The organism is Cupriavidus taiwanensis, assembly GCF_900250075.1.
GTDB classification, from domain to species: Bacteria; Pseudomonadota; Gammaproteobacteria; order Burkholderiales; family Burkholderiaceae; genus Cupriavidus; species Cupriavidus taiwanensis_C.
Genome location: NZ_LT977070.1, coordinates 980,495 through 1,002,591, shown reverse-complemented (window position 1 = coordinate 1,002,591; position 22,097 = coordinate 980,495). Strand labels below are relative to the sequence as shown.

Genomic DNA, 22,097 nt, shown 5'->3' with positions numbered 1-22,097 from the left:
GTTGCACGAACTTTGTGCAACGAACGGCTGTCCCTCATGGATTGCCTTGCCATCCCGACGGGATTCCGGTGTGATCGGATTCCCGCCGCTGAAACAGTGCCATCGACTATTCCAGAAAATTCGTTTCCCGCAGCCGGCACGGCCTCGGCTCCGAACACCGCTGCCGCGCCCGGCACGACCGCCTTGCCAGCGGCCCGCACTCGCACCGCATCGTCACCTTCGATAGCGCGGCTCGACAGCATCCAGGCCCTGCGCGGACTGGCCGCCGCCATGGTGCTGCTCTACCACTCCGGGCTCACGCTGGGCGGCGCCAACGCGCCGGTGCTGAACTGGCTGACCCACAACGTGATCAAGCGCGGCCATGTGGGCGTCGATGTGTTCTTCGTCATCAGCGGCTTCATCATCGCCTGGGTCGCGGTGCTGGCGCGGCCCAGGCCGGAGCGTCCGCTCAGCTTCATGGTCCGGCGCCTGTGCCGGCTGGCGCCGCCGTACTGGACCATGTCGGCCATCCACGCGCTGCTGCTCAACCCGGTCACGCCGGCCCTGTTCGCCGCGTCGCTGGCGTTCCTGCCGACATCCACCAGCCATGCGCCCTACTATGGCTATCCGGCGCTGTACGTGGGCTGGTCGCTCAACTACGAACTGGCGTTCTACGCGGTGTTTGCGCTCGGGCTGCTGGTGGCCGGGCGGCGCGCGCTGCTGGTGGTGCTGGGGGTGTTCGCGCTGTTCACGCTGGTGCTGCCGTGGTGGCGCTTCGGCACGCTGGTGGCCGATCCCGCCCAGGGCTATGCGTTCGCTTCACCGTGGCTGGCCATGGTCAGCAATCCGCTGGTGCTCGAATTCCTGCTGGGCTGCGGGCTGGCATGGACCTACGCGCGCTGGCGCCACTTGCTGACGCCGGCGTCCGCGCTGGCAATGCTGGCAATCGGCAGCGCGGCGTTCGCGCTGTCGCTGCCTCTGGTGGGACCGGATTTCAGCCTGGCGGGACGCGGCCTGCCGGCGGCGCTGCTGGTGGCCGGGGTGGTCGCCGCCGAGCACACCGGCATGCTGCGCGTGCCGCGCGCACTTATCTGGCTGGGCGAGCTGTCCTACGCCCTCTACCTGACCCATCCCACCGTGATCGAAGCGGTCAAGCGCCTGATGCCCGAGCTGGGCGCGGACCAGACCGCCATGCAGTTGCTGCGCTTTGCCATCGACGCCGGCCTGGCGCTGGCGCTGGCCTGGCTGCTGCACCGCTGGGTCGAGCTGCCCGGCATCGCGGCCGGGCGCCGGCTGGCACGCGGCTAGCGTTGCGGCAGACCGGCCAGGAACAGGTACAAGGCGGTCAGTTCGGTATCGTTCATGCGCCCGAAGGAATCGAACGGCATCACCCGGCTGAGCGCGGTGCCGTCGGGCCGCTTGCCGCTGCGCATCATCTCGATGAACGCCGCAGGCTCGCGGTAGCGCGCCATGGCGCCGCCGGGCACCGGGCGCAGGTCGGCGGCCGCGGGCCAGTCGGGCGGCGCCCCAGGGATCTTGCCGCCCCGGAACGCCGGCCCGTGGCATCCCAGGCAGACATTGGCCACGTAGGCGCCATAGCGCGGCGTCGGCTCGGGCGCCATCGCCGCCTGCGCCGGCAGGCTGTGGTCGATCTTCGAAGCCGCGTCCTGCACCACCCCCACGCCATACAGCGCGCGCACCAGCCATGGCATGGTGATCTCGGCGGGCGCGCCCATCGCCGCGGGCAGGCTGCGCAGGTAGCCGATCAGCGCGCCGAGGTCCTCGTCGCTGAGGCGGTTGTAGTCTTCGCTGGGCATGACCTGCAGCGGGCGCAGCGAGGGCGCCACGCCATGGCGGATGCTGCGCACCCAGTCCACCGGCTGGTAGGCGGCGATGGCCGGGTTGGCGCGGGTCAGGTCCGGCGCGCGCACACGCAGGCCGCCGGGGTCGTCGATCACCTGCTTGCCGCCCCCGCCGGCGCCATGGCATTCCATGCAGCCGCGCGATTCATACAGGTACTTGCCGTGGGCGATCGCGGCGGGATCCTCGCGGATGGCAACGGGGGCGACCGGGACTTCCACCACGCGCTGTGCCTTGCGCTCCCCGACCCATGCCGCGCCGTACGCCGCCGCGGCCACCACGACGGCCGTGCCGGCAAGCCCCCATGCCGCCATCCGCAGAACCCGCGCCATTTGCCTTCCCCTGTCCGCCGCACTGGATGCCGCAGCTTGCGGCCAGTGCCCCGGGGGCTGTCGGTGGGAAAGGCAACATAGCGCAGCGCCGGCGGCATTCAGGCCAGCCCGGCCGGGGCGCGGTCGATAAATCCGGTCATGCGCGCCAGCCGGCCGTCGGCCGACACCGTGGCAAAGTCGGTGCCGACCACCAGCGCCGCTTCGCCGGCGGGGCCCAGTTCCCAGGTAAAGCGCAGGTGCTCCCCGTGCGCATCGACCGGGCTGACGCGGGTGAAGCGAAAACCGGGAAACTTGGCCTGCACCGCGGCGATCATCGCGTCGATGCCGGCATGGCCGTCGCCCCGCATCAGCGGATCGACATAGCAAGCCGTTTCCGTCCACGCCGCCGCGATCAGCTCGCGCCGGCGCGCGGCATCGGTCTCGTTCCAGGCGGCGAGGTAGCGGTCGGCAAGGGTGGCGGCGTGTTCAGCCTGGTGGGACTGGGTGGCGGCGTGTTCAGCCTGGTGGGACTGGGTGGCAGCGGACATGGCATTCTCCTTGGGGGTTGGTGGTCAGGCTCTCGGGGCCTGGCGTCAGGCCATGGCTGCATGATCGGCGCGCGGGCGCGGCGGCGCGATTACCGGGGAGGTTATCGCAAGGCAGATCGGCGAGGCATGCGGCAGCCCGGACCGGCCGGCTCGCGCCGGAATTGCATCCCCTACCAAAAAATCGCCCCCAACACCAGAGGCAAGTAACCCCCAACCTGCCCCCTGTCCTGCCGATGGCCACGCGCTTATCCTCGCTACATTGCCCCTACGCTGGGCGGCAGTCTGTCCGGGCGTTCCCGGGGGCATGCCGCCGGGCCGCGCCGGGCATGCCGCCTCCCTCCCACCGCATCGCACCGCCTTTGCCTCGATCTCGTCCATGACGCCCGATACGGCCCCGCCGAGCCAGCACCCGGCCGCTCCAGCCCCTTCCGCCGCGCCGCGCCGATGGCTGCCCTTGCTGCTGGCCGGCGCCTGCTATTTCGTGCTGGCGGCGGCGGCGCTTTGGCTGGCGCGGCTGCCCGGTACCGTGGCCTCGGTGTGGCTGCCCAACGCGTTCGGGCTGGGCCTGCTGCTGCAGCGGCCGCGCGCGGAGGCGCCGTGGCTGCTGGCCGGCATGCTGGTGGCCAGCGTGCTGGCCAACCACGGCGCCGGCGACAGCGCCGGCACGGCGCTGCTGCTGACCGGCGCCAATCTGGCGGAGATACTGTCCGCGCTGCTGCTGTTGCGCCTGCTGGACCGGCATGGCGTGACCGGACGCCACGGCCCGCTGGCCGCGTTCGCGGTGATGCTGGCGGTTGGCGGTATCCTGGCGCCGACGGTGGGGGCCACCGCCGGCGCGGCGGCCATCGCCGCGGTCGCGGGCAGCCGCTTCGCGCCGGTGTGGTGGACCTGGTGGCAGGCCAGCGCGCTGGGTATGGCGCTGCTGCTGCCGCTGATGCTGTCGATGACCGCGGTGCGCGTGCGCGCCGCCGCGGCGCGGCCGATGCTGGCGCCGCAGGCGGGCGCGCTGGCGCTGAGCCTGGCCATCGGCTCCCTGGCGCAATGGCAGGGGCACGACCCGTTCGCCGCGATGTCGCTGCCGCTGGTGCTGCTGGCGCTGGCCGGCAACCCTTTTGCCACCGCGCTGCTGGCGCTGGTGGCCACGCTGTGCCTGCAGGCGCTGATGCTGCTGTCGCACCGCCATGAAGCGGTGCCGCTGTCCGCCGCGGTGATCATGGTGCTGCCGGTCTGCATCGCCTACCTGACCGAGCAGAACCGGCACGGCCGCGCCAGCCTGCGCAGCAGCGACAAGCGCTTTCGCCAGGCCATGGAGCATTCGGCCATCGGCATGGCGCTGGTCGACATGGACGGCCGCTGGCAGACCGTCAACCGCGCCATGACGGAGCTGCTCGGCTACAGCGCGGCCGAGCTGCGCGAGCTGAGCTACCAGCAGCTGACCCACCCCGACGACCTGACCGGCGACCTGCGCCAGGTGGCCAACCTGTTGTCGGGCAAGGTCGAGGCCTATCGCCTGGAGAAGCGCTACCGCCACAAGGACGGCCACTACCGCTGGGTGCTGCTGGCGGTCTCGCTGGTGCGCGACGAGCAGACCGGCGAGCCGCAGCACTTCATCACGCAGGTGGAAGACATCCACGCGCGCAAGCTGGCACAGCACGAGCTGGAACGGCTGTCGCGGCGCATCCAGCTGGCGGTCGAGGCCGGCGGCGTGGGCATCTGGGAATGGGACCTGGCCAGCGCCGGCATCACCTGGGATGCGCGCATGCATGCGCTGCACGGCACCGACCCGGCCGGCGGCGCGCCGCTGTCGGAGCAATGGATCGCGCTGCTGCACCCCGACGATGCCAGCCGCGTGCGTGGCGAGATGCGCCGCGCCATCCGCGGCGAGGCCGCCTTCGACACCGAATACCGCATCGTGCGCCCGGGCGGCGAGGTGCGCCACGTGCGCGCCATGGCGATGGCGACCCGCGGCGCCGACGGCACCGCCCAGGCGCTGGTCGGCACCAACTGGGACATCACCGAGCAGCGCCGGCTGACCGAGGCGCTGTTCGAGGAGAAGGAGCGCCTGCATATCACGCTGCGCTCGATCGGCGATGCGGTGATCTGCACCGACGCCACCATGCACGTGACCTTCATGAATCCGATCGCGGAACAGCTGACCGGCTGGACCATGGCCGCCGCCACCGGGCTGCCGCTGGAACGGGTCTTCCGCATCGTCGACGAAGGCACCGGCGAGCCCATCCCGAGCCCGGTCGAGGCCTGCCTGCGCACGCTGACGCCGGCCTACCTGCAGGAAGGCGCGGTGCTGCAGAGCCTGACCGGCGAGCGCCACGACGTGCAGGATTCGGCCGCGCCGGTGCTGACCGCGCGCGGCGAGGTGCTGGGGGCGGTGCTGGTGTTCCAGGACATCACCGCAGCGCGCGCGCTGCAGCGCGAGCTGGCGCGCTCGGCCATGCACGATGCGCTGACCGGCCTGCCCAACCGCACCTGGTTCGAGAAGCGCCTGCGCGAGTCGTGCGACGCGGCGCGGCTGCATGGCCATCGCGCGGCGCTGTGCTTTATCGACCTGGACCGCTTCAAGATCGTCAACGACACCGCCGGCCACGGCGCCGGCGACGTGCTGCTGCGCGAGCTGGGCTACATGATCCGCAACCATGTGCGACCGGACGACGTGCTGGCGCGCCTGGGCGGCGACGAGTTCGCGCTGCTGCTCAAGGACTGCACCGTCGACCAGGCCGAGCAGGTCTGCCAGGGCGTGATCGACGCCATCCGCGGGCGCCGCTTCCCGTGGGAGGGGCGCGTGTACGACGTCGGCGCCAGCATCGGCATTGCCGCCATCGACCTCGACGTGCCGCCGGTCAGCGAGCTGATGAGCCGTGCCGACGTGGCCTGTTATGCGGCCAAGGCGGCGGGCCGCAGCCGGGTCTCGGTCTACCGCCGCGACGAGAGCGACGCGCGCCGCCACCACCGCGAGCTGGAAGTCGCCGCCGGCATCCATTCGGCGCTGGAAGCCAACCGTTTCCGCCTGTTCGCGCAGGAGATCCGCGCGCTGCAGCCGGAACCGGGCGAAGACGGCAGCGGCCATCGCCATATCGAGATCCTGGTGCGCATGGTCGACGAGCACGGCGAACTGATCCTGCCCGGCGCCTTCATTCCCGCCGCCGAGCGCTACGACCTGATGGGCCATGTCGACCGCTGGGTCATCCGCAACGTGCTGCGCGGCTACGGCGAGCGGCTGCGCGCGGTGCCGGGGCTGTCGGTATCGATCAACCTGTCGGCCAACTCGCTGGGCGAGCCCTTCCTGCTGCCGTTCCTGCATGCCGAGCTCGAAGCCAGCGCGCTGCCCGCCGATCGCATCCGTCTGGAGATCACCGAAACCGCGCTGATCAACAACATGGCCGCGGCCAACCGCCTGGTGGCCGAGATGCGGCGCGCCGGCTGCACGGTGTCGCTGGACGACTTCGGCTCGGGCCTGTCGTCGTTCGCCTACCTGAAGCAGTTCCCGGTGGACTTCCTCAAGATCGACGGCAGCTTTATCCGGCAGCTCGCCGACAACGCGGTGGACCGCGAGATCGTCAGCTCGATCAACGACATCGGGCACCGGCTGGGCGTGCGCACGGTGGCGGAATGGGTCGAGGACGAACGCACCCTCGATGCGCTGCGCGCGATCGGCGTGGATTACGCGCAGGGCTATGCGATCGGGCGGCCGGTGGCGCTGGACGTATTCCTGGCCGGATACGCGCAGCGCAACGCGCAGGCCTCATAGCCCGCCGGACTGCCCACGCAGCGGCCGTGATACATTCGGCGCCTGTCCGCGTGGCCACCTGGCCGCCTGGCCGAAACCAAGGGGAACCCGTTGTCGCTCGTGTCCGACCCGATGCCGGCGCCGCTTTATGCGCGCGTCAAGCAGCACATCAGCAGCCGGATTGCTGACGGCAGCTGGCCGCCCCATCACCGCGTGCCGTCCGAGACCGAGCTGGTCGAGGCGCTCGGCGTCAGCCGCATGACCGTGCACCGCGCGCTGCGCGAGCTGACCGCCGAGGGCATGCTGGTGCGGCTGCAGGGCGTCGGCACCTTCGTTGCCGAACCCAAGCGGCGCACCGCGCTGTATGCGGTCAACAATATCGCCGACGACATCGCCGCGCGCGGGCACCGCCATCGCGCCCGCGTGGTCAGCCTGGCGGCCGAGCGCGCCGGTCCGGCGCAGGCCGCGGCACTGGAGGTCGCACTGGAGGCGCGGGTGTTCCATTCGGTGATCGTCCACTACGAGGACGACGTGGCGATCCAGCTGGAAGACCGCTATGTCAACGCCGTGGTCGCCCCGGACTACCTGGCGCAGGATTTCACCAGCGAAACCCCTTACCAGTACCTGTCGCGCATCGCCCCGCTGACCGAGGGCGAGCACGTGGTCGAGGCCGTGCTGGCGCTGGCGGAAGAGTGCGAACTGCTCGCCATCGAACGCGGCGAGCCGTGCCTGCTGATCCGCCGCCGCACCTGGTCCGCCGGCCGGGTGGTGACGTCGGTGCGGCTGGTGCATCCCGGTTCGCTGCATCGGCTGGAAGGCCGGTTCACGTCCTGATCCTTGCAGCGGCCGGCGCGCTGGCCCTTACGCTGCGCGGATCGTGATCACGACTACCGTCGCCGCGCTGCCTCTCGGCTCCAGGTAATCGAGCAGGCGGTTGTACGCCGACTGCGGCCGGTCGGGCGCGCATAAGCGCCCCAAACAGCACAATTGCAACGAACGCCCCTCGGGAATACCCCGATTCAACCCAACTTGTATATACAGGAATATACATGCCTATGCGTTGACCGAAGCGCGCGTTCCAGACCCGCAAGACCGAAGGAGTTTCCCGTGACCCAGACCCCCACCCAATCCACGCGTTTCCGCGACACCGAAATCCGCGCCCCGCGCGGCACCACGCTGACGGCGAAAAGCTGGCTGACCGAAGCGCCGCTGCGCATGCTGATGAACAACCTCGATCCCGAGGTCGCGGAGAACCCGAAGGAACTGGTGGTCTACGGCGGCATCGGCCGCGCCGCGCGCAACTGGGAATGCTATGACCGCATCGTCGAAGCCCTGACCCGCCTGGAAGACGACCAGACCCTGCTGGTGCAATCGGGCAAGCCGGTCGGCGTGTTCCGCACCCACCGCGACGCCCCCCGCGTGCTGATCGCCAACTCCAACCTGGTTCCCCACTGGGCCAACTGGGAACACTTCAACGAGCTCGACGCCAAGGGCCTGGCCATGTACGGCCAGATGACCGCCGGCAGCTGGATCTACATCGGCAGCCAGGGCATCGTGCAGGGCACGTATGAGACTTTCGTCGAAGCCGGCCGCCAGCACTACCACGGCGACCTGAAGGGCCGCTGGGTGCTGACCGCGGGCCTGGGCGGCATGGGCGGCGCGCAGCCGCTGGCCGCGACGCTGGCCGGCGCCTGCTCGCTCAATATCGAATGCCAGCAGAGCCGCATCGATTTCCGCCTGAAGACCCGCTACGTCGACGAACAGGCCACTGACCTGGACGACGCGCTGGCCCGCATCGACCGCTACACCTCGCAAGGCAAGGCGATCTCGATCGCGCTGTGCGCCAACGCCGCCGAAGTGCTGCCCGAACTGGTGCGCCGCGGCGTGCGCCCCGACATGGTCACCGACCAGACCAGCGCGCACGACCCGCTCAACGGCTACCTGCCCGCCGGCTGGAGCTGGGACGAATACCGCGAGCGCGCCCAGCGCGAGCCGGCCGTGGTGGTGAAGGCCGCCAAGGCCTCGATGGCCGCGCATGTGCAAGCCATGCTGGATTTCCAGAAGCTGGGCGTGCCGACCTTCGACTACGGCAACAACATCCGCCAGATGGCCAAGGAAGAAGGCGTGGCCAATGCCTTCGACTTCCCCGGCTTCGTGCCCGCGTATATCCGCCCGCTGTTCTGCCGCGGCATCGGCCCGTTCCGCTGGGCCGCGCTGTCGGGCGATCCGCAGGACATCTACAAGACCGACGCCAAGGTCAAGGAACTGATCCCCGATGACGAGCACCTGCACCGCTGGCTCGACATGGCGCGCGAGCGCATCAGCTTCCAGGGCCTGCCGGCGCGCATCTGCTGGGTCGGCCTGGGCCTGCGCGCCAAGCTGGGCCTGGCGTTCAACGAGATGGTCCGCAGCGGCGAGCTGTCGGCGCCGGTCGTGATCGGCCGCGACCACCTGGACTCGGGCTCGGTCGCCAGCCCCAACCGCGAGACCGAGGCCATGCAGGACGGCTCGGATGCCGTCTCCGACTGGCCGCTGCTGAACGCGCTGCTGAACACCGCCAGCGGCGCGACCTGGGTCTCGCTGCACCACGGCGGCGGCGTGGGCATGGGCTTCTCGCAGCATTCCGGCGTGGTGATCGTCTGCGACGGCACCGATGAAGCCGCCGCGCGCATCGCCCGCGTGCTGCACAACGACCCCGCCACCGGCGTGATGCGCCATGCCGACGCCGGCTACCAGATCGCCGTCGACTGCGCGCGCGAGCAGGGCCTGGACCTGCCGATGCTGCGCGGCTGATCGGGCCGGCAAGAGCCTGGCAATTGCCAACCCGTCCGGGCCGCGCCACGCGCGCCCGGACGCGGCCATATTCCTACGGAGACACCCATGTCCATCGACACCACCGCCGGCATGGCGGTCGCGGCGCCGCAACCGCAGCTGTCGCGCACCCGCGCCATTGCCGCCATCACCATCGGCAACGGCCTCGAGTTCTACGATTTCGTGGTCTACAGCTTCTTCGCCACGCTGATCGGCCGCCTCTACTTTCCCGTCGACAACCCTACCGGCCAGCTGCTGATGTCGTTCGCCACCTTCGGCGTCGGCTTCCTGATGCGTCCGCTCGGCGGCCTGCTGATCGGCATGTACGCCGACCGCGCCGGGCGCAAGCCCGCGGTGGCGCTGACGCTGTGGCTGATGGGCCTGAGCTCGCTGATCTTCGTGGTCACGCCGCCGTACGCGCAGATCGGCATCCTGGCGCCGATCATGGTGGTGATCGCGCGGCTGGTGCAGGGCTTCGCCATCGGCGGCGAGATGGGCGCGTCGACCGCGCTGCTGCTGGAATACGCCGACGACCGCACGCGCGGCTTCTATACCGCCTGGCAGCCGTTCAGCCAGGGCCTGGCGGCGCTGCTGGGCGCCGTCACCGGGCTGGTGCTGAGCAACCTGCTGGCGCCGGCCGAGCTGGAATCCTGGGGCTGGCGCCTGGCCTTCCTGATCGGCATCCTGGTGATCCCGGTCGGCCTGCTGATCCGCCGCCGCCTGGAAGAGACCGCCACGCCCGCGCACCACGGCGAGCACGCCGCGCAATGGCCGCTGCTGCGCCAGCATGCGCGCGAGGTCTTTGCCAGCATCCTGCTGATGATCGGCCTGGCCTCTTCCACCTATATCGTCGTCTACTACCTCAGCAACTACGCCGTGAGCGTGCTGAAGATGCCGCTGTCGCTGGGCATCTGGGCGGGCTGCGTCGCCGCGGCGGTGCAGGTGGCGCTGTCGCCGTTCGCCGGCTGGCTGGCCGACCGCGTCGGCCGCAAGCCGGTGGTGCTGTGGTCGCGCGTGGCGCTGCTGGCGATGGTGTACCCGGCCTTCGTGCTGATCAATGCCGAACCCTCCCTGGCGCGGCTGCTGGTGGTGGTGGCATGCCTGTCGGTGCCGATGTCGATGACCGCGCCGGCGTCGATGGTGCTGGTCAGCGAGGTGCTGCCCAAGCGCCTGCGCGCCACCGGCCTGTCGATCGCCTATTGCGTCGCCATCGCCATCTTCGGCGGCTTCGCGCAGTACTTCTCGACCCAGCTGATCCAGGCCACCGGCGACGCCAACGCCCCGGCGCTGTACGTGATCGGCTGCGGCCTGGTGTCGCTGCTTGGCCTCCTGATGGTGCCCGAAACCCTGGGGCGCCGGCTGAAATGAGCGACCTGGCAGACTTCGCGCCGGCAACCGAGGCGACGATTGCCACCGGCCACGACACGGTCTGGCGCGGCCGCCGCGATACCGGCGAGGCCGGCGACACCCGCCGCCTGTTCGAGGTCGTCGCCGGCCCCGCCACGCCGCGCACGCCCGGCGTGCCGGTGCTGCTGGGCTTCTGCTGCGACGCCGGCGTGGTGCGCAACCAGGGCCGGCCCGGCGCCGCCGCCGGCCCGCGCGAGATCCGCCGCGCGCTGGCCGGCGTGCCGGCGCACGGCATCGGCCGCCTGATCGACGGCGGCGACATCCACTGCGAAGGCGATGCGCTGGAGCCCGCGCAGCAACGCCTGGGCCGCGCCGTGGCCGCCGAACTGGCGGTCGGCGCCTGGCCGCTGGTGCTGGGCGGCGGGCATGAAGTGGCCTGGGGCACGTGGCAGGGCCTGCGCCTGCACCTGGATGCGCGCGGCGACCGCGGCCGCGTGCTGATCGTCAACCTCGACGCGCATTTCGACCTGCGCGGCAGCCGCCCCGGCAGCTCGGGCACGCCGTTCGACCAGATCGCCGACGACTGCCGGCAACGCGGCCTGCCGTTCGACTACGCCTGCCTGGGCGTCAGCCGGCTGGCCAATACCGCCGCGCTGTTTGCGCGCGCGCACGCGCTGGGGGTGCGCCAGGTCGAGGACACCGACCTGCAGGAGCGCCACCTCGACGCGCGCCTGGCCGAACTGGAGCGCTGGGTCGCCGATGCCGACCACGTCTACCTGAGCATCGACCTCGACGTGCTGCCCGCCGCGACCATGCCCGGCGTCTCGGCCCCGGCCGCCTACGGCGTGCCGCTGGCGGTGGTCGAGGCCATCGCCACGCTGCTGCGCGACAGCGGCAAGCTGCGCGTGGCGGACCTTGCCGAGTTCAACCCGCTGTACGACCGCGACGGCTGCGGCGCGCGGGTAGCGGCAAGACTGTGCTACCGGCTGCTGGGCGGCTGAACAAGCGGCACGGTCCTCGTCCCGCGACGGCTTACTCTCTCTTCCCTCCCCACCGGCCCCTCCCCCCGGCCCCTCTCCCGCGCTGCGGGGGAGGGGAGCAAACCTGCGGCAGACCATCCCCTCCACCCCCAAAACCCCCGGGTTTACACCTAGATCGCCGTTCGGATTCCCGAACGGCGCCTCCGCCAGAAGATCCGGTTTCCCGAACCGTGCGCCGGAATCACTTTATTTTCTCCTTTGCATTCAATGGCTTGCAGTGCTCCTGCGAGACCTTTGTGCTGGCACGGCGCGTGCAATATAGGCCGCCGCTCACAGCGCCAGACAGGTACGCCGGCACGCCCCCAGCGTCCCGGCCGATGCCGAAAAAACAAAGGAGGACACACCCATGACCGACCCCGCCTTGCCCACCCCCATCGCCATCCCGGCGCACCCCCGGCACCTGTTGCCGCGCTGAACCCTGACACGGCCGGCCCGGCGCCCCGACGTCGCCCAGCCTTCCTGCAATACACAGTCGCCCGTCCCGGTCCCGGGAACGGTCGCACAGGCCTGATCCACGATGAAACTGAATCGACTGCCCACCCTGATCTTCATTGCGATGCTGCTAGGCGTGCTGGCCGGCACCGCCGCGCACAACCTGGCGCCGGATGCTGCCACCGCCAAATCGATTGCCAACCACCTGTCCATCCTGACCGACATCTTCCTGCGGATGATCAAGATGATCATCGGCCCGCTGGTGTTCGCGACGCTGGTGGCCGGCATCGCCAGCATGGGCGATGGCCGCGCCGTCGGCCGCATCGGCATGAAGGCGATGATGTGGTTCATCGGCGCCTCGGTCACCTCGCTGCTGCTCGGCCTGGTCATGGCCAACCTGCTGCAGCCCGGCCACGGCATGAACCTGGCGCTGCCGGCCGCGGACGCCAGCTCGAACCTGAAGACCGGGGCGCTGAACCTGCGCGACTTCATCGCGCACATGTTCCCCAAGAGCTTCGTCGAGGCGATGGCGAACAACGAGATCCTGCAGATCGTGGTGTTCTCGCTGTTCTTCGGCTTTGCGCTGGGCACCGTCAAGGACGGCGTCGGCAAGCCGGTGCTGCAAGGCATCGAAGGCCTCGCCACGGTGATGCTGAAGGTCACCAACTACGTGATGGCATTTGCCCCGGTGGGCGTGTTCGGCGCGATCGCGGCGGTGATCACCGCGCAGGGCCTGGGCGTGCTGGTGGTGTACGCCAAGCTGCTGGGCAGCCTGTACCTGGCGCTGGCGCTGCTGTGGGTGGCGCTGATCGCCGGCGGCTACTTCTTCCTGGGCCGTGACGTGTTCCGCCTGCTCAAGCAGATGCGCGCGCCGCTGATGATCGGCTTCGCCACCGCCAGCAGCGAATCGGCCTACCCGAAGGTGATCGACCAGCTGACCCGTTTCGGCGTCAAGGAGCGCATCACCAACTTCGTGCTGCCGCTGGGCTACTCGTTCAACCTGGACGGCTCGATCATGTACACCTCGTTTGCCGCGCTGTTCGTGGCGCAGGTGTATGGCATCGAGCTGTCGCTGAGCCAGCAGATCACCATGCTGCTGGTCCTGCTTGTCACCAGCAAGGGCATCGCCGGCGTGCCGCGCGCCTCGCTGGTGGTGGTCGCCGCCGTGCTGCCGATGTTCGGCCTGCCCGAGGCCGGCATCCTGCTGGTGCTGGGCATCGACCACGTACTCGACATGGGTCGCACCGTGACCAATGTGCTCGGCAATGCGATTGCCACCGCCGTCGTCGCCAAAAGCGAAGGCGCCATCGGCGCGCCGGTAACGTCCGAGGAGGATGAACCCGCCGCGGATACCACCACCGGCCTGGCACCTGCCCAGGCCCTGGCGGCCAAGTAACACCGTCCGCCTGGCGTGCCAGGGGCCCGGTTGCCGATCAGGCAACCGGGCCTTTTTGCATTGCGGCGGCCGGCACCCCCCATTGGTGTGGTAAAAGTAGGCTCCCGCGCCCGGCTCCAGCCATTGCCGGCGCGGCGGCTATGCCACCTGCCTCGCCCAACACCTGATGACTGGCCCGTTACACCCTCCCGGCGATACCTCCCGCGCCCCCGCCGCCAGCCCCGCTGCCTCGGCGGCCTGCGCTGCCCCTGGCGCGGCCAACGGCGCGCGCCTGCCGCACGGCCTGCGCGGCGCCGCGCCGCTGCTGGCGCTGCTGGCGCTGGCCGTGCTGGTCGGACTGGCGGGCGCGCTCGGCTACCGCTACACCTATGACGGCGCGCTGGCGCGCCAGGCCGAACGCGGCCAGGTGCAGCTGCGCCTGTACACGCAGGCACTGGAAAGCGAGCTGGCCCACTACGACTACGTGCCCGGCCTGCTGTCGCTGGACGAGCGCATCGCCGCGCTGCTGCTGCGCCCCGACGACGCCGCGCGCACCGCGCGCGCCAATGAATACCTGGCCGCCCTCAACGCCCGCGCCGGCACGCGCGTGATCTATGTGCTGGATGCGCACGGCAAGGTGCTGGCCACCAGCAACTGGCAGCGCCCGGACAGCTACCTCGGCGAAGACCTGGGCTTCCGCCCGTATTTCCGCTCGGCCATGGAGGGCCAGCTGGGCCGCTTCTACGGCGTCGGCACCACGCGCAGCGAGTCCGGCTACTACCTGTCGGCGCCGCTGGGCGAGCGCGACAACCCGGTGGGCGTGGCGGTGGTCAAGATCGGCCTGGAGCCGCTGGAAAACCGCTGGCAGGGCGCCGACAGCCAGATGCTGCTGACCGACGAGAACGGCGTGGTGATCCTGGCCTCGGACCCGTCGTGGAAGCTGGCCGCGCTGCGCCCGCTGTCGGCCGAGGCGCGCGAGCGCCTGGCGCGCAGCCTGCAGTACAACCGGGCCCCGCTGCCGCAGCTGCCGCTGGCCCTGGTGCGCAAGCTCGACAACGGCAACGGCAGCAGCAGCGACGAGCTGGTGCGCCTGCGCCGCGGCCCGCCGATGCTGGCCCAGCATGCCGCGCTGCCCGGCACCGACTGGCAGTTGACGCTGCTGACCAATACCTCGCAGGCGCGCGTGGCCGCGCTCAACACCGCGGCGCTGGCCGGCGTGCTGACCGCATTCGTGTTGCTGCTGGGCGCGGCCTGGAACGTGCGCCGGCGCATCATCAACGAACGCCTGGCGGCGCGCGCGGCGCTGGAGGCGGCCAACAGCGAACTCGAACGCAAGGTGGCCGAGCGCACCGCCGACCTGTCCACCACCAACCAGCGCCTGCAGGCCGAAGTCACCGAGCGCATCCGCGCCGAGACCGTGCTGCGCCAGGCCCAGGACGGGCTGCTGCAGGCCGGCAAGCTGGCCGCGGTCGGGCAGATGTCGACCGGCATCGCGCACGAGCTGAACCAGCCGCTGGCGGCGCTGCGCACCATCTCCGGCAATACCGGCAAGTTCCTCGAGCGCGGCGACTACGCCACGGTGCGTGCCAACCTCGACACCATCATCGGCCTGGTCGAGCGCATGGGCCGCATCACCGGCGCGCTCAAGTCGTTCGCGCGCAAACCCGGCCACGGCAGGCGCCAGGCGCAACTGGCCGAGGCGGTGGACAACGCGCTGTTCCTGCTGCAGACCCGCGTCGAGGCGGTGCAGCCGGCGCTGCAGCGCGATGTCGACCCGGCGCTAACGGTAGTCTGCGACCCCAACCGGCTGGAACAGGTGCTGGTCAACCTGCTCGGCAACGCGCTCGACGCGGTCGCCGGCAGGCCCGGCCCGCGCATCGCGCTGCATGCGCACGTGGCCGGGGGCATGGTCCACCTGACCGTGCGCGACAACGGCGCCGGCCTGTCCGAGGAAGCCTTCGCGCGGCTGTTCGAACCGTTCTTCACCACCAAGCCCGCGGGCCAGGGGCTGGGGCTGGGGCTGACGCTGTCGGCCGGCATCCTCAACGAGAACGGCGGCAGCCTGTCCGCCACCAACCATCCGGACGGCGGCGCCTGCTTCACGCTGGTGCTGCCGCTGGCGCTGGAATCCCATTCACAGGATGCCGAACATGCCGGCTGATTTGACCGTACTGGTCGTCGAGGACGATGCCGACGTGCGCCTGGGCTGCGAGCAGGCACTGCGCCTGGAAGGCATCGCCACGCGCGGCGTCGGCAGCGCCGAGGCCGCGCTGCGCGAGGCCGGTCCCGGCTACGCCGGCGTGGTGGTCAGCGACATCCGCCTGCCCGGGCAGGACGGCATGGCGCTGCTGGCGCAACTGCGCGCACGCGACCCCGCACTGCCGGTGATCATGATCACCGGCCACGGCGACGTCGGGCTGGCGGTGCAGGCGATGAAGCAAGGCGCCTACGACTTCCTGGAAAAGCCGTTCTCGCCCGAGCAACTGGTGGATGCCACCCGCCGCGCGCTCGAGCAGCGCCGGCTCGCGCTGGAAGTATCAGAACTGCGAGAACGGCTCGCCGGCCGCGAGAAGCTCGAAACCCGCCTGATCGGCCATTCGCCCGCGGTCGAGCGGCTGCGGCGCCTGATCGCCGACCTGGCCGGCACCGACGCCAACGTGCTGATCCACGGCGAGACCGGCACCGGCAAGGAGCTGGTCGCGCGCTGCCTGCACGAGGCCAGCCAGCGCCATGCGCGCAACTTTGTCGCGATCAACTGCGGCGGCCTGCCCGAGCAGCTGTTCGAAAGCGAGATCTTCGGCCACGAGGCCGGCTCCTTCACCGGCGCCGCGCGCCGCCGCATCGGCAAGGTCGAGCATGCCGAAGGCGGCACGCTGTTTCTCGACGAGATCGAGAGCATGCCGATGCCGCTGCAGATCAAGCTGCTGCGGGTGCTGCAGGAACGCGTGGTGGAACGGCTGGGCTCGAACCAGCCGGTGCCGGTCAACACCCGCGTGGTGGCCGCCACCAAGGCCGACCTGCGCGCGCTGTCCGATGCCGGCCAGTTCCGCGCCGACCTGTACTACCGACTGAACGTGATCACGCTGGAACTGCCGCCGCTGCGCGAGCGGCGCGAGGACGTGCCGGCATTGTTTGAACATTTCGTCGCGCAGGCCGCGCTGCGCTTCGAGCGCGATGCGGTGCCGGCCACGCCCGCGGAACTGTCGGCGCTGGTGGCCTACCCGTGGCCGGGCAATGTGCGCGAGCTGCGCAACCTCGCCGAGCGCCATGTGCTGGGCCTCGGCTGCAACCCCGGCCAGGGCGCCACCGCACCCGAGGCCATGCCGCTCGCGCAGGCCGTCGAGCAGTTCGAGCGCGCGCTGATTGCCGACGCCATGCGCCGCCACGACGGCAACCTTAGCCGCGCCAGCGAAGCGCTGGGCGTGGCCAAGACCACGCTGTTCGACAAGGTGCGCAAGCACGGATTGTGAAGCTGTGAAGCACCCGCTGAATTCAGCAAGCGCTGCAGACATTGCAGTCATGGGAACCATGACGATGCTGGCAGGTCTGCACTGACAACCTGTTGTCATCACAACGCACTCAATGTGCGTTAAAAAACAAAAGCCCCGCAGATTTATGTTTTTTCCTACAGATACTTTGTCGTTTGCGGCATATTATTAGCTTCCAGCAAATCCAGCATCGACACATCCAATACATTGGGATCGCGCTGCGCTTGCTGGAAATGCACAAAAGATCAAAACAACCACAAAAAGCAGCCTGGCCGGCGGGGGAGCGGGCCGGGCACACAGGGTCAGTCAACTGTTGGCAGTGACAAACGCGCGGCGCCAGTGCCAGGGGCCGCGTGCGCCATGAGGGCGCGACTGCCTATGGACTACGGGTGATGGGATGAAACTTGATCCGGCACTGGCTGAAAAGCCTTACTACAGCACGCGGACAGCGGCAAAACTGCTCAACGTCTCACTGGGCACCGTCCAGAAGATGGTCGAGCGCGGCGAACTGGGGGCCTGGAAGACCAACGGCGGCCATCGGCGCATCCACAAGGAAACCGTGCATCGCCTGCTGGCGACGCGCATCGGGCCCGAGTCGGCGTCGCCGCACGGGCTCGACCTGGTGGTGTTCCACCCCAACCACCAGGAGGCGCAGCGCATCCACGGCCAGCTCGCCAAATGGGGCCTTCCGCTCAAGAGCGTGGTGGTGGACGATGTGCTCGACACCGTCATCACCTCGGTCAGCGAGCATCCACGCGTGGTGCTCTACTACGTCGACGAGCTCAACGATGCCGAGTCGGCCACCGTCGAGAAGCTGCAGAACTTCTTTGCCAGCCAGCACGTCATCTTTGCCGTCATCACCAACCGCCAGGCCTATGACGGCGTGGCCGATGCCCTGCAGCACTGGGGCATCATGGTGTTCCTGAAGACGCCCTCGCTCGAAGAGGTCAAGGGCTTCCTGCGCGCGCAGCTGATGATGGGCCGCGCCGCCTGAAGCCCCGGGGCACGCCTCGGATCACGCTTCAGGCCACGCTTCAGGCCACGGCCGCCGGCCGTGGCACTGGCCGGCCGGCGCCGCTGCCTTCCGCCTGCGCCAGCATCCAGCCGTACAGGTTGCGCGGATCGGGCGGCATCGCCACAAGTTCCACCGCGGTGCCGGCGCGATGCGCCTGCGCCGCGGCGTAGAGCCAGCGCAGCGCGGCATAGTCTTCCAGCGCAAACCCCACCGAATCGAATACGGTCACCTCGTCCGCCGCCGCGCGGCCCGGGGCCTGGCCCGCCAGCACCTGCCACAGCTCCGTCACGGGCGCGTCGGCGGGCAGTTGCTGGATCTCGCCCTCGATGCGGGTCTGCGGTTCGTACTCCACCACGATGCGGGCGCGGCGCAGGATATCGGCATGCAGCTCGGTCTTGCCAGGGCAATCGCCGCCGACCGCGTTCAGGTGCATGCCGGGCCGCACCAGGTCCGGCGTCAGGATGGTGGCGCGGGTCTTGTCGGCGGTGACGGTGGAGACGATGTCGGCCCCGGCCAGCGCGGCCTCGATCGAATCGGCACGCCGGATCGCCAGGCCGGGCACGGCGGCAAGATTGCGCATCAGCCGCACGCTGGCAGCGGGGTCGATGTCATAGGCGGCGATCTCGCGCACGCCCAGCATCGCATGGAAGGCCAGCACCTGGAACTCCGCCTGCGCGCCATTGCCGATCAGCGCCATGGTGGCAGCGCCCGGCCGCGCCATGGCGCGCGCCGCCAGCGCCGAGGTGGCCGCGGTACGAAGCGCAGTGGCCAGCGTCAGGTCCGCCAGCATCAGCGGGAAGCCGGTTTCCACCTCGGCCAGCAGGCCGCACGCCATCACCGTGGGCATGCCGTGCTGGGCATTGCGCGGATGGCCGTTGACGTACTTGAACGCATACTGGCTGCCGTCGCTGACCGGCATCAGCTCGATCACGCCGCGCGCCGAATGGCTGGCCAGCCGCGCGGACTTGTCGAAATCGGCCCAGCGCGCGAACGCCTGGCGCACCTGTACGGCCAGGTCGACGATGGCGGCCTGCGGGCCGATCGCGGCCACCAGCCGGGCGACGTCGGTGGCGTCGAGAAACAATGATCGGACGGTGTTCTTCATGACCCTCTCCCTGCGCTCAGGCGGCCGCCGCGGCGACGCCGCGACCGCTGCTGCGGTCCAGCCGCAAGGTCATGCAATAGGCGCCGCCGCCCGACAGCATGAACGGCGACAGGTCGACCTCGTGCAACTGGTAGCCGCGCCGTCCCAGCTCGGTGCGCAGGTGCGGCGTGGTACGGGTCATCACCACCTGGTCGTCCAGGTTGACCGCATTGACGCTGAAATGGCGCAGGTCGTCGGCGCTGGCCTCGATGCGCAGCCGCGCCGGCACGCGCGCGCGCAATTCGCGCAGCGCCGCTGCGCTGAACGCCGGCGGGTAGTACAGCACCTCGCCGCCCGACAGCGGGCAGAAGCACACGTCGAGGTGATAGCTCTGCTCGGTGGCCAGCTCCAGCGCCACCACGTCCTTGCCGAAATAGCGCGACACCACCTGCGCCGCCTCGTGCGACGAACGCGGCCCGAAGCCGGCCCAGAAATGGCCGCGCCCCGCGTCCCAGATGCAATCGCCGGCCCCTTCCTGGTAGCACCCTTCCGGCAGCAGCGTGACTTCGTCGAGCAGGCCGCGCTCGCGCAGCTTGCCGAAGATGTCGGCAAACGGCGCTTCCTCGCCGCGGCGCTGCGTATAGCGGAAGCGCGCCAGCAACGCGCGCCCGTCCAGCACCACGGCGGCGTTGGCCGGGAACACCATGTCGGGCAGCCCCGGCGCGCCGGGCGCCACCTCCACCGCGAAGCCCGCGCGCCCGAGCGCGTCGCGCAGCGCGTGGAACGACTGCATCGCATTGCGGTGCATGCCGTGCGGATCGCGCGCCCACGCGGCCGGGTCCATCCACGGGTTGATGCTGTAAGACACGTCGTAGAAGGTGGGCTCGACTAGCAAGATGGTCGGGGTCTGGATCACGGCGGCTCCTGGTTGGCGTGGCGGGGCGGTGGGTTGCGTAGGGAAATCCATCGCCCGATTGAATTCTGGTGCAAGCCCGCGTTAGCCAAAAGCCAGCAAACTGCCCAGTTTGCGCCTACCATTAAGCGAAATGCCAGGTGTCACTGGCGCTTTGCCAATCGCCCCCGCCCCGCCCCATGGATGCCACCGACCAGCAGCTGATTTCCCTCCTGCGCGACAACGCACGCACGCCGGTGACGGCACTGGCGCAGGCGCTGCGCGTGTCGCGCGCGACCGTGCAGAACCGCCTGGACAAGCTGGAGCAGGAAGGGCTGATCGTGGGCTACACCGTGCGCCTGCGGCCGGAGGCCGAGTCGCACCGGATCCGTGCCTGGATGACAGTCGCCGTCGAGGGGAACAAGACCCGCGCGGTGCTGCAGGCGCTGCGCGGCGAGCCCAACGTGCAGGCGCTCCACACCACCAACGGCCGCTGGGACATCATCGCCGAGCTGCGCGCCGACACGCTCGAGGCCTTCGACCGCGCGCTCGACCGGATCCGGCTGATCGACGGCATCAGCGCCACCGAGACCAGCATCCTGCTGTCGACCTATAAATAGGGCCGCCGCGGCGCTGCCTCTCGAGGGCGGCTCGCCCCCGCCGTGCCCTTGTGCGGTGCGGCATGCCCCATCAGCGGGATGCACTGCACCAAGGGCAACCCGATATATCACCCCGTGATATATTACGTGCACCATTCCAAAGCGCCCCCCGTTACAAGAATGCCAACCGCCCCCGTCTCCGCCCTTGCGCATACTGCCCGTGCCTGGCTGCGCACATTCGTTCCCTTGCCGGTCGCTGCGAGCCGCAAGGAGCGCCTCAAAAGTTGCTTCGGCGCGCTGCTGGGCCTGCTCTGCACCGAATGGATCAGCCACCAGACCCTGGGCGGCTTCAACTCCTGGTTTGTCGCGCCGATGGGCGCCTCGGCGGTGCTGCTGTTCGCGGTGCCGGCCTCACCGCTGGCGCAGCCGTGGTCGATCATCGGCGGCAACCTGATCGCGGGGGTGGTCGGCGTGGCCTGCGCGCGCTGGATCCCCGATCCCGGCCTGGCCGCCGCCGTCGCGGTCGCCGTCGCCATTGCCCTGATGTTCCAGTTCCATTGCGTGCATCCGCCAAGCGGCGCGGTGGCCATCACCGCCGTCTTCGGCGGACCGGCGGTCAGTGCGCTGGGCTTCGGCTTCGTGGCCGTGCCGGTGCTGTTCAATTCGATGCTGATGCTGATGATGGCGCTGGCCTTCAACAACCTGTCGCGCCGGCGCTACCCGCATCGTCCGCCCGAACCCGCGGTTCAACATGGCACCCGGGACTTACCGCCCACCCAGCGCGTCGGCGTGACCCGCGCGGACCTGGATGCGGCGCTGAAGGTGCGCGGCGAATTCCTGGATATCGAGGAAGACGACCTCGAGCAGATCCTGGTGGCGGCGCAGCTGCGCGCCTACCGCCGTCATTTCGGCAACGTGCTGTGCGGCGAAATCATGTCGCGCGACGTGATCACGGTGACGCCGGACCAGCCCGCGCATGAAGCCGGGCATCTCCTGTCGCGGCATCGCATCAAGGCCCTGCCGGTGGTGGATGCGACGCGCAAGCTGGTGGGGATCATCACGCAGAGCGATTTCTTTGCGGCGCAGCGCGATACCGGCGCGAGGCGTCTGGCCGGCACCGTGCGCAACCTGATGACGCATGCCGTGGTCACGGCGCGGCCGGAGCAGCCGATGGTGGAACTGGCGCAGGCGTTCTCCGACGGCGGGCTGCATCATGCGCCGGTGATCGATGATCAGCGGCGCGTGGTGGGGATGGTGACGCAGTCGGACCTGGTGGCGGCGTTGTTGAAGAGTGGGGTGATGGCGGTACCGGATTGAGGGGTGGGGCGGCCTTTTGGCTTGCGGTTGGGCGTCGTGCTTGGCGGGCGCTGCTGTTTCGCCGGCGTAGCCGGCGAGTCCCTTTTTGGCCGAGCGCCAAAAAGGGACCAAAAAACGCGTCGCCTGTGCGGCTGGCAATCAATTTCACGGTGTTGGTGGCTCGGGCGGTGGTGCTTTCCGCTTGGGCGTGGTTGCCCGTTCGGCCCTGCTACGCTATGTGAGTCAGGGGCGGTGCCTTCGATCACCCACTATTGGAC

The 22,097-nt window shown here is 69.8% G+C and carries 16 protein-coding genes; 12 read left to right on the top strand and 4 right to left on the bottom strand.

Annotation, left to right across the window (positions count from 1 at the left end; all coding sequences use genetic code 11):
* Positions 1-183: 183 nt before the first annotated feature.
* On the top strand, positions 184-1,287 hold the full coding sequence (locus CBM2588_RS04665) for an acyltransferase family protein (protein ID WP_115679576.1): 1,104 nt from the start codon (positions 184-186) through the stop codon (positions 1,285-1,287).
* Here the strand turns inward: CBM2588_RS04665 and CBM2588_RS04660 are convergent.
* Both CBM2588_RS04660 and CBM2588_RS04655 read right to left on the bottom strand, forming a co-directional pair.
* Positions 1,284-2,171 carry a c-type cytochrome gene (locus CBM2588_RS04660; protein WP_115679575.1) on the bottom strand — a complete coding sequence of 296 codons (888 nt, stop codon included), beginning with the start codon at positions 2,169-2,171 and terminating at the stop codon, positions 1,284-1,286. The two genes, CBM2588_RS04665 and CBM2588_RS04660, sit on opposite strands and share 4 nt — an antisense overlap.
* A gap of 98 nt (positions 2,172-2,269) precedes the next feature.
* Complete coding sequence (locus CBM2588_RS04655) at positions 2,270-2,698, bottom strand: nuclear transport factor 2 family protein (protein ID WP_115679574.1); 429 nt, start codon at positions 2,696-2,698, stop codon at positions 2,270-2,272.
* Between the two features lie 376 nt (positions 2,699-3,074).
* On the opposite strand from CBM2588_RS04655, the gene CBM2588_RS04650 reads away from it, so the two are divergent.
* From CBM2588_RS04650 to CBM2588_RS04610, 9 genes are all read left to right on the top strand, one after another.
* The gene (locus CBM2588_RS04650) at positions 3,075-6,461 is read left to right on the top strand and encodes a diguanylate cyclase (protein ID WP_115681390.1); all 3,387 of its coding nucleotides are present in this window, start codon (positions 3,075-3,077) and stop codon (positions 6,459-6,461) included.
* A gap of 111 nt (positions 6,462-6,572) precedes the next feature.
* Positions 6,573-7,274, top strand: a complete 702-nt coding sequence (gene hutC, locus CBM2588_RS04645; protein ID WP_172583605.1) for a histidine utilization repressor — start codon at positions 6,573-6,575, stop codon at positions 7,272-7,274.
* A 273-nt stretch (positions 7,275-7,547) separates the two neighbouring features.
* The gene (gene hutU, locus CBM2588_RS04640; protein WP_115679572.1) at positions 7,548-9,233 is read left to right on the top strand and encodes a urocanate hydratase; all 1,686 of its coding nucleotides are present in this window, start codon (positions 7,548-7,550) and stop codon (positions 9,231-9,233) included.
* Positions 9,234-9,320: 87 nt separating this feature from the next.
* A complete protein-coding gene (locus CBM2588_RS04635) occupies positions 9,321-10,619 on the top strand; it encodes an MFS transporter (protein ID WP_115679571.1) in 1,299 nt (432 codons plus the stop codon).
* Positions 10,616-11,599: a formimidoylglutamase gene (gene hutG / locus CBM2588_RS04630; RefSeq protein ID WP_115679570.1), complete on the top strand. Its 984-nt coding sequence runs from the start codon at positions 10,616-10,618 to the stop codon at positions 11,597-11,599. The genes CBM2588_RS04635 and hutG overlap by 4 nt, the downstream gene beginning before the upstream one ends.
* 556 nt (positions 11,600-12,155) lie before the next feature.
* Positions 12,156-13,466 carry a dicarboxylate/amino acid:cation symporter gene (locus CBM2588_RS04625; protein ID WP_115679569.1) on the top strand — a complete coding sequence of 437 codons (1,311 nt, stop codon included), beginning with the start codon at positions 12,156-12,158 and terminating at the stop codon, positions 13,464-13,466.
* A gap of 166 nt (positions 13,467-13,632) precedes the next feature.
* Positions 13,633-15,606: a sensor histidine kinase gene (locus CBM2588_RS04620; protein ID WP_115679567.1), complete on the top strand. Its 1,974-nt coding sequence runs from the start codon at positions 13,633-13,635 to the stop codon at positions 15,604-15,606.
* Positions 15,596-16,915 carry a sigma-54-dependent transcriptional regulator gene (locus CBM2588_RS04615; protein WP_115681389.1) on the top strand — a complete coding sequence of 440 codons (1,320 nt, stop codon included), beginning with the start codon at positions 15,596-15,598 and terminating at the stop codon, positions 16,913-16,915. Before CBM2588_RS04620 ends, CBM2588_RS04615 begins: the two co-directional genes overlap by 11 nt.
* A gap of 415 nt (positions 16,916-17,330) precedes the next feature.
* The gene (locus CBM2588_RS04610) at positions 17,331-17,927 is read left to right on the top strand and encodes a helix-turn-helix domain-containing protein (RefSeq protein ID WP_115679566.1); all 597 of its coding nucleotides are present in this window, start codon (positions 17,331-17,333) and stop codon (positions 17,925-17,927) included.
* 40 nt (positions 17,928-17,967) lie between these two features.
* Here the strand turns inward: CBM2588_RS04610 and CBM2588_RS04605 are convergent, their stop codons facing one another.
* Both CBM2588_RS04605 and CBM2588_RS04600 read right to left on the bottom strand, forming a co-directional pair.
* Positions 17,968-19,053 carry an ornithine cyclodeaminase gene (locus tag CBM2588_RS04605; protein ID WP_115679565.1) on the bottom strand — a complete coding sequence of 362 codons (1,086 nt, stop codon included), beginning with the start codon at positions 19,051-19,053 and terminating at the stop codon, positions 17,968-17,970.
* Between the two features lie 16 nt (positions 19,054-19,069).
* Positions 19,070-19,948, bottom strand: a complete 879-nt coding sequence (locus CBM2588_RS04600; RefSeq protein ID WP_115679563.1) for a dimethylarginine dimethylaminohydrolase family protein — start codon at positions 19,946-19,948, stop codon at positions 19,070-19,072.
* Between the two features lie 176 nt (positions 19,949-20,124).
* On the opposite strand from CBM2588_RS04600, the gene CBM2588_RS04595 reads away from it, so the two are divergent.
* Together CBM2588_RS04595 and CBM2588_RS04590 are read left to right on the top strand one after the other, a co-directional pair.
* The gene (locus tag CBM2588_RS04595; RefSeq protein WP_115679562.1) at positions 20,125-20,544 is read left to right on the top strand and encodes an Lrp/AsnC family transcriptional regulator; all 420 of its coding nucleotides are present in this window, start codon (positions 20,125-20,127) and stop codon (positions 20,542-20,544) included.
* A gap of 159 nt (positions 20,545-20,703) precedes the next feature.
* On the top strand, positions 20,704-21,840 hold the full coding sequence (locus tag CBM2588_RS04590; protein ID WP_115679561.1) for an HPP family protein: 1,137 nt from the start codon (positions 20,704-20,706) through the stop codon (positions 21,838-21,840).
* Positions 21,841-22,097: the final 257 nt, after the last annotated feature.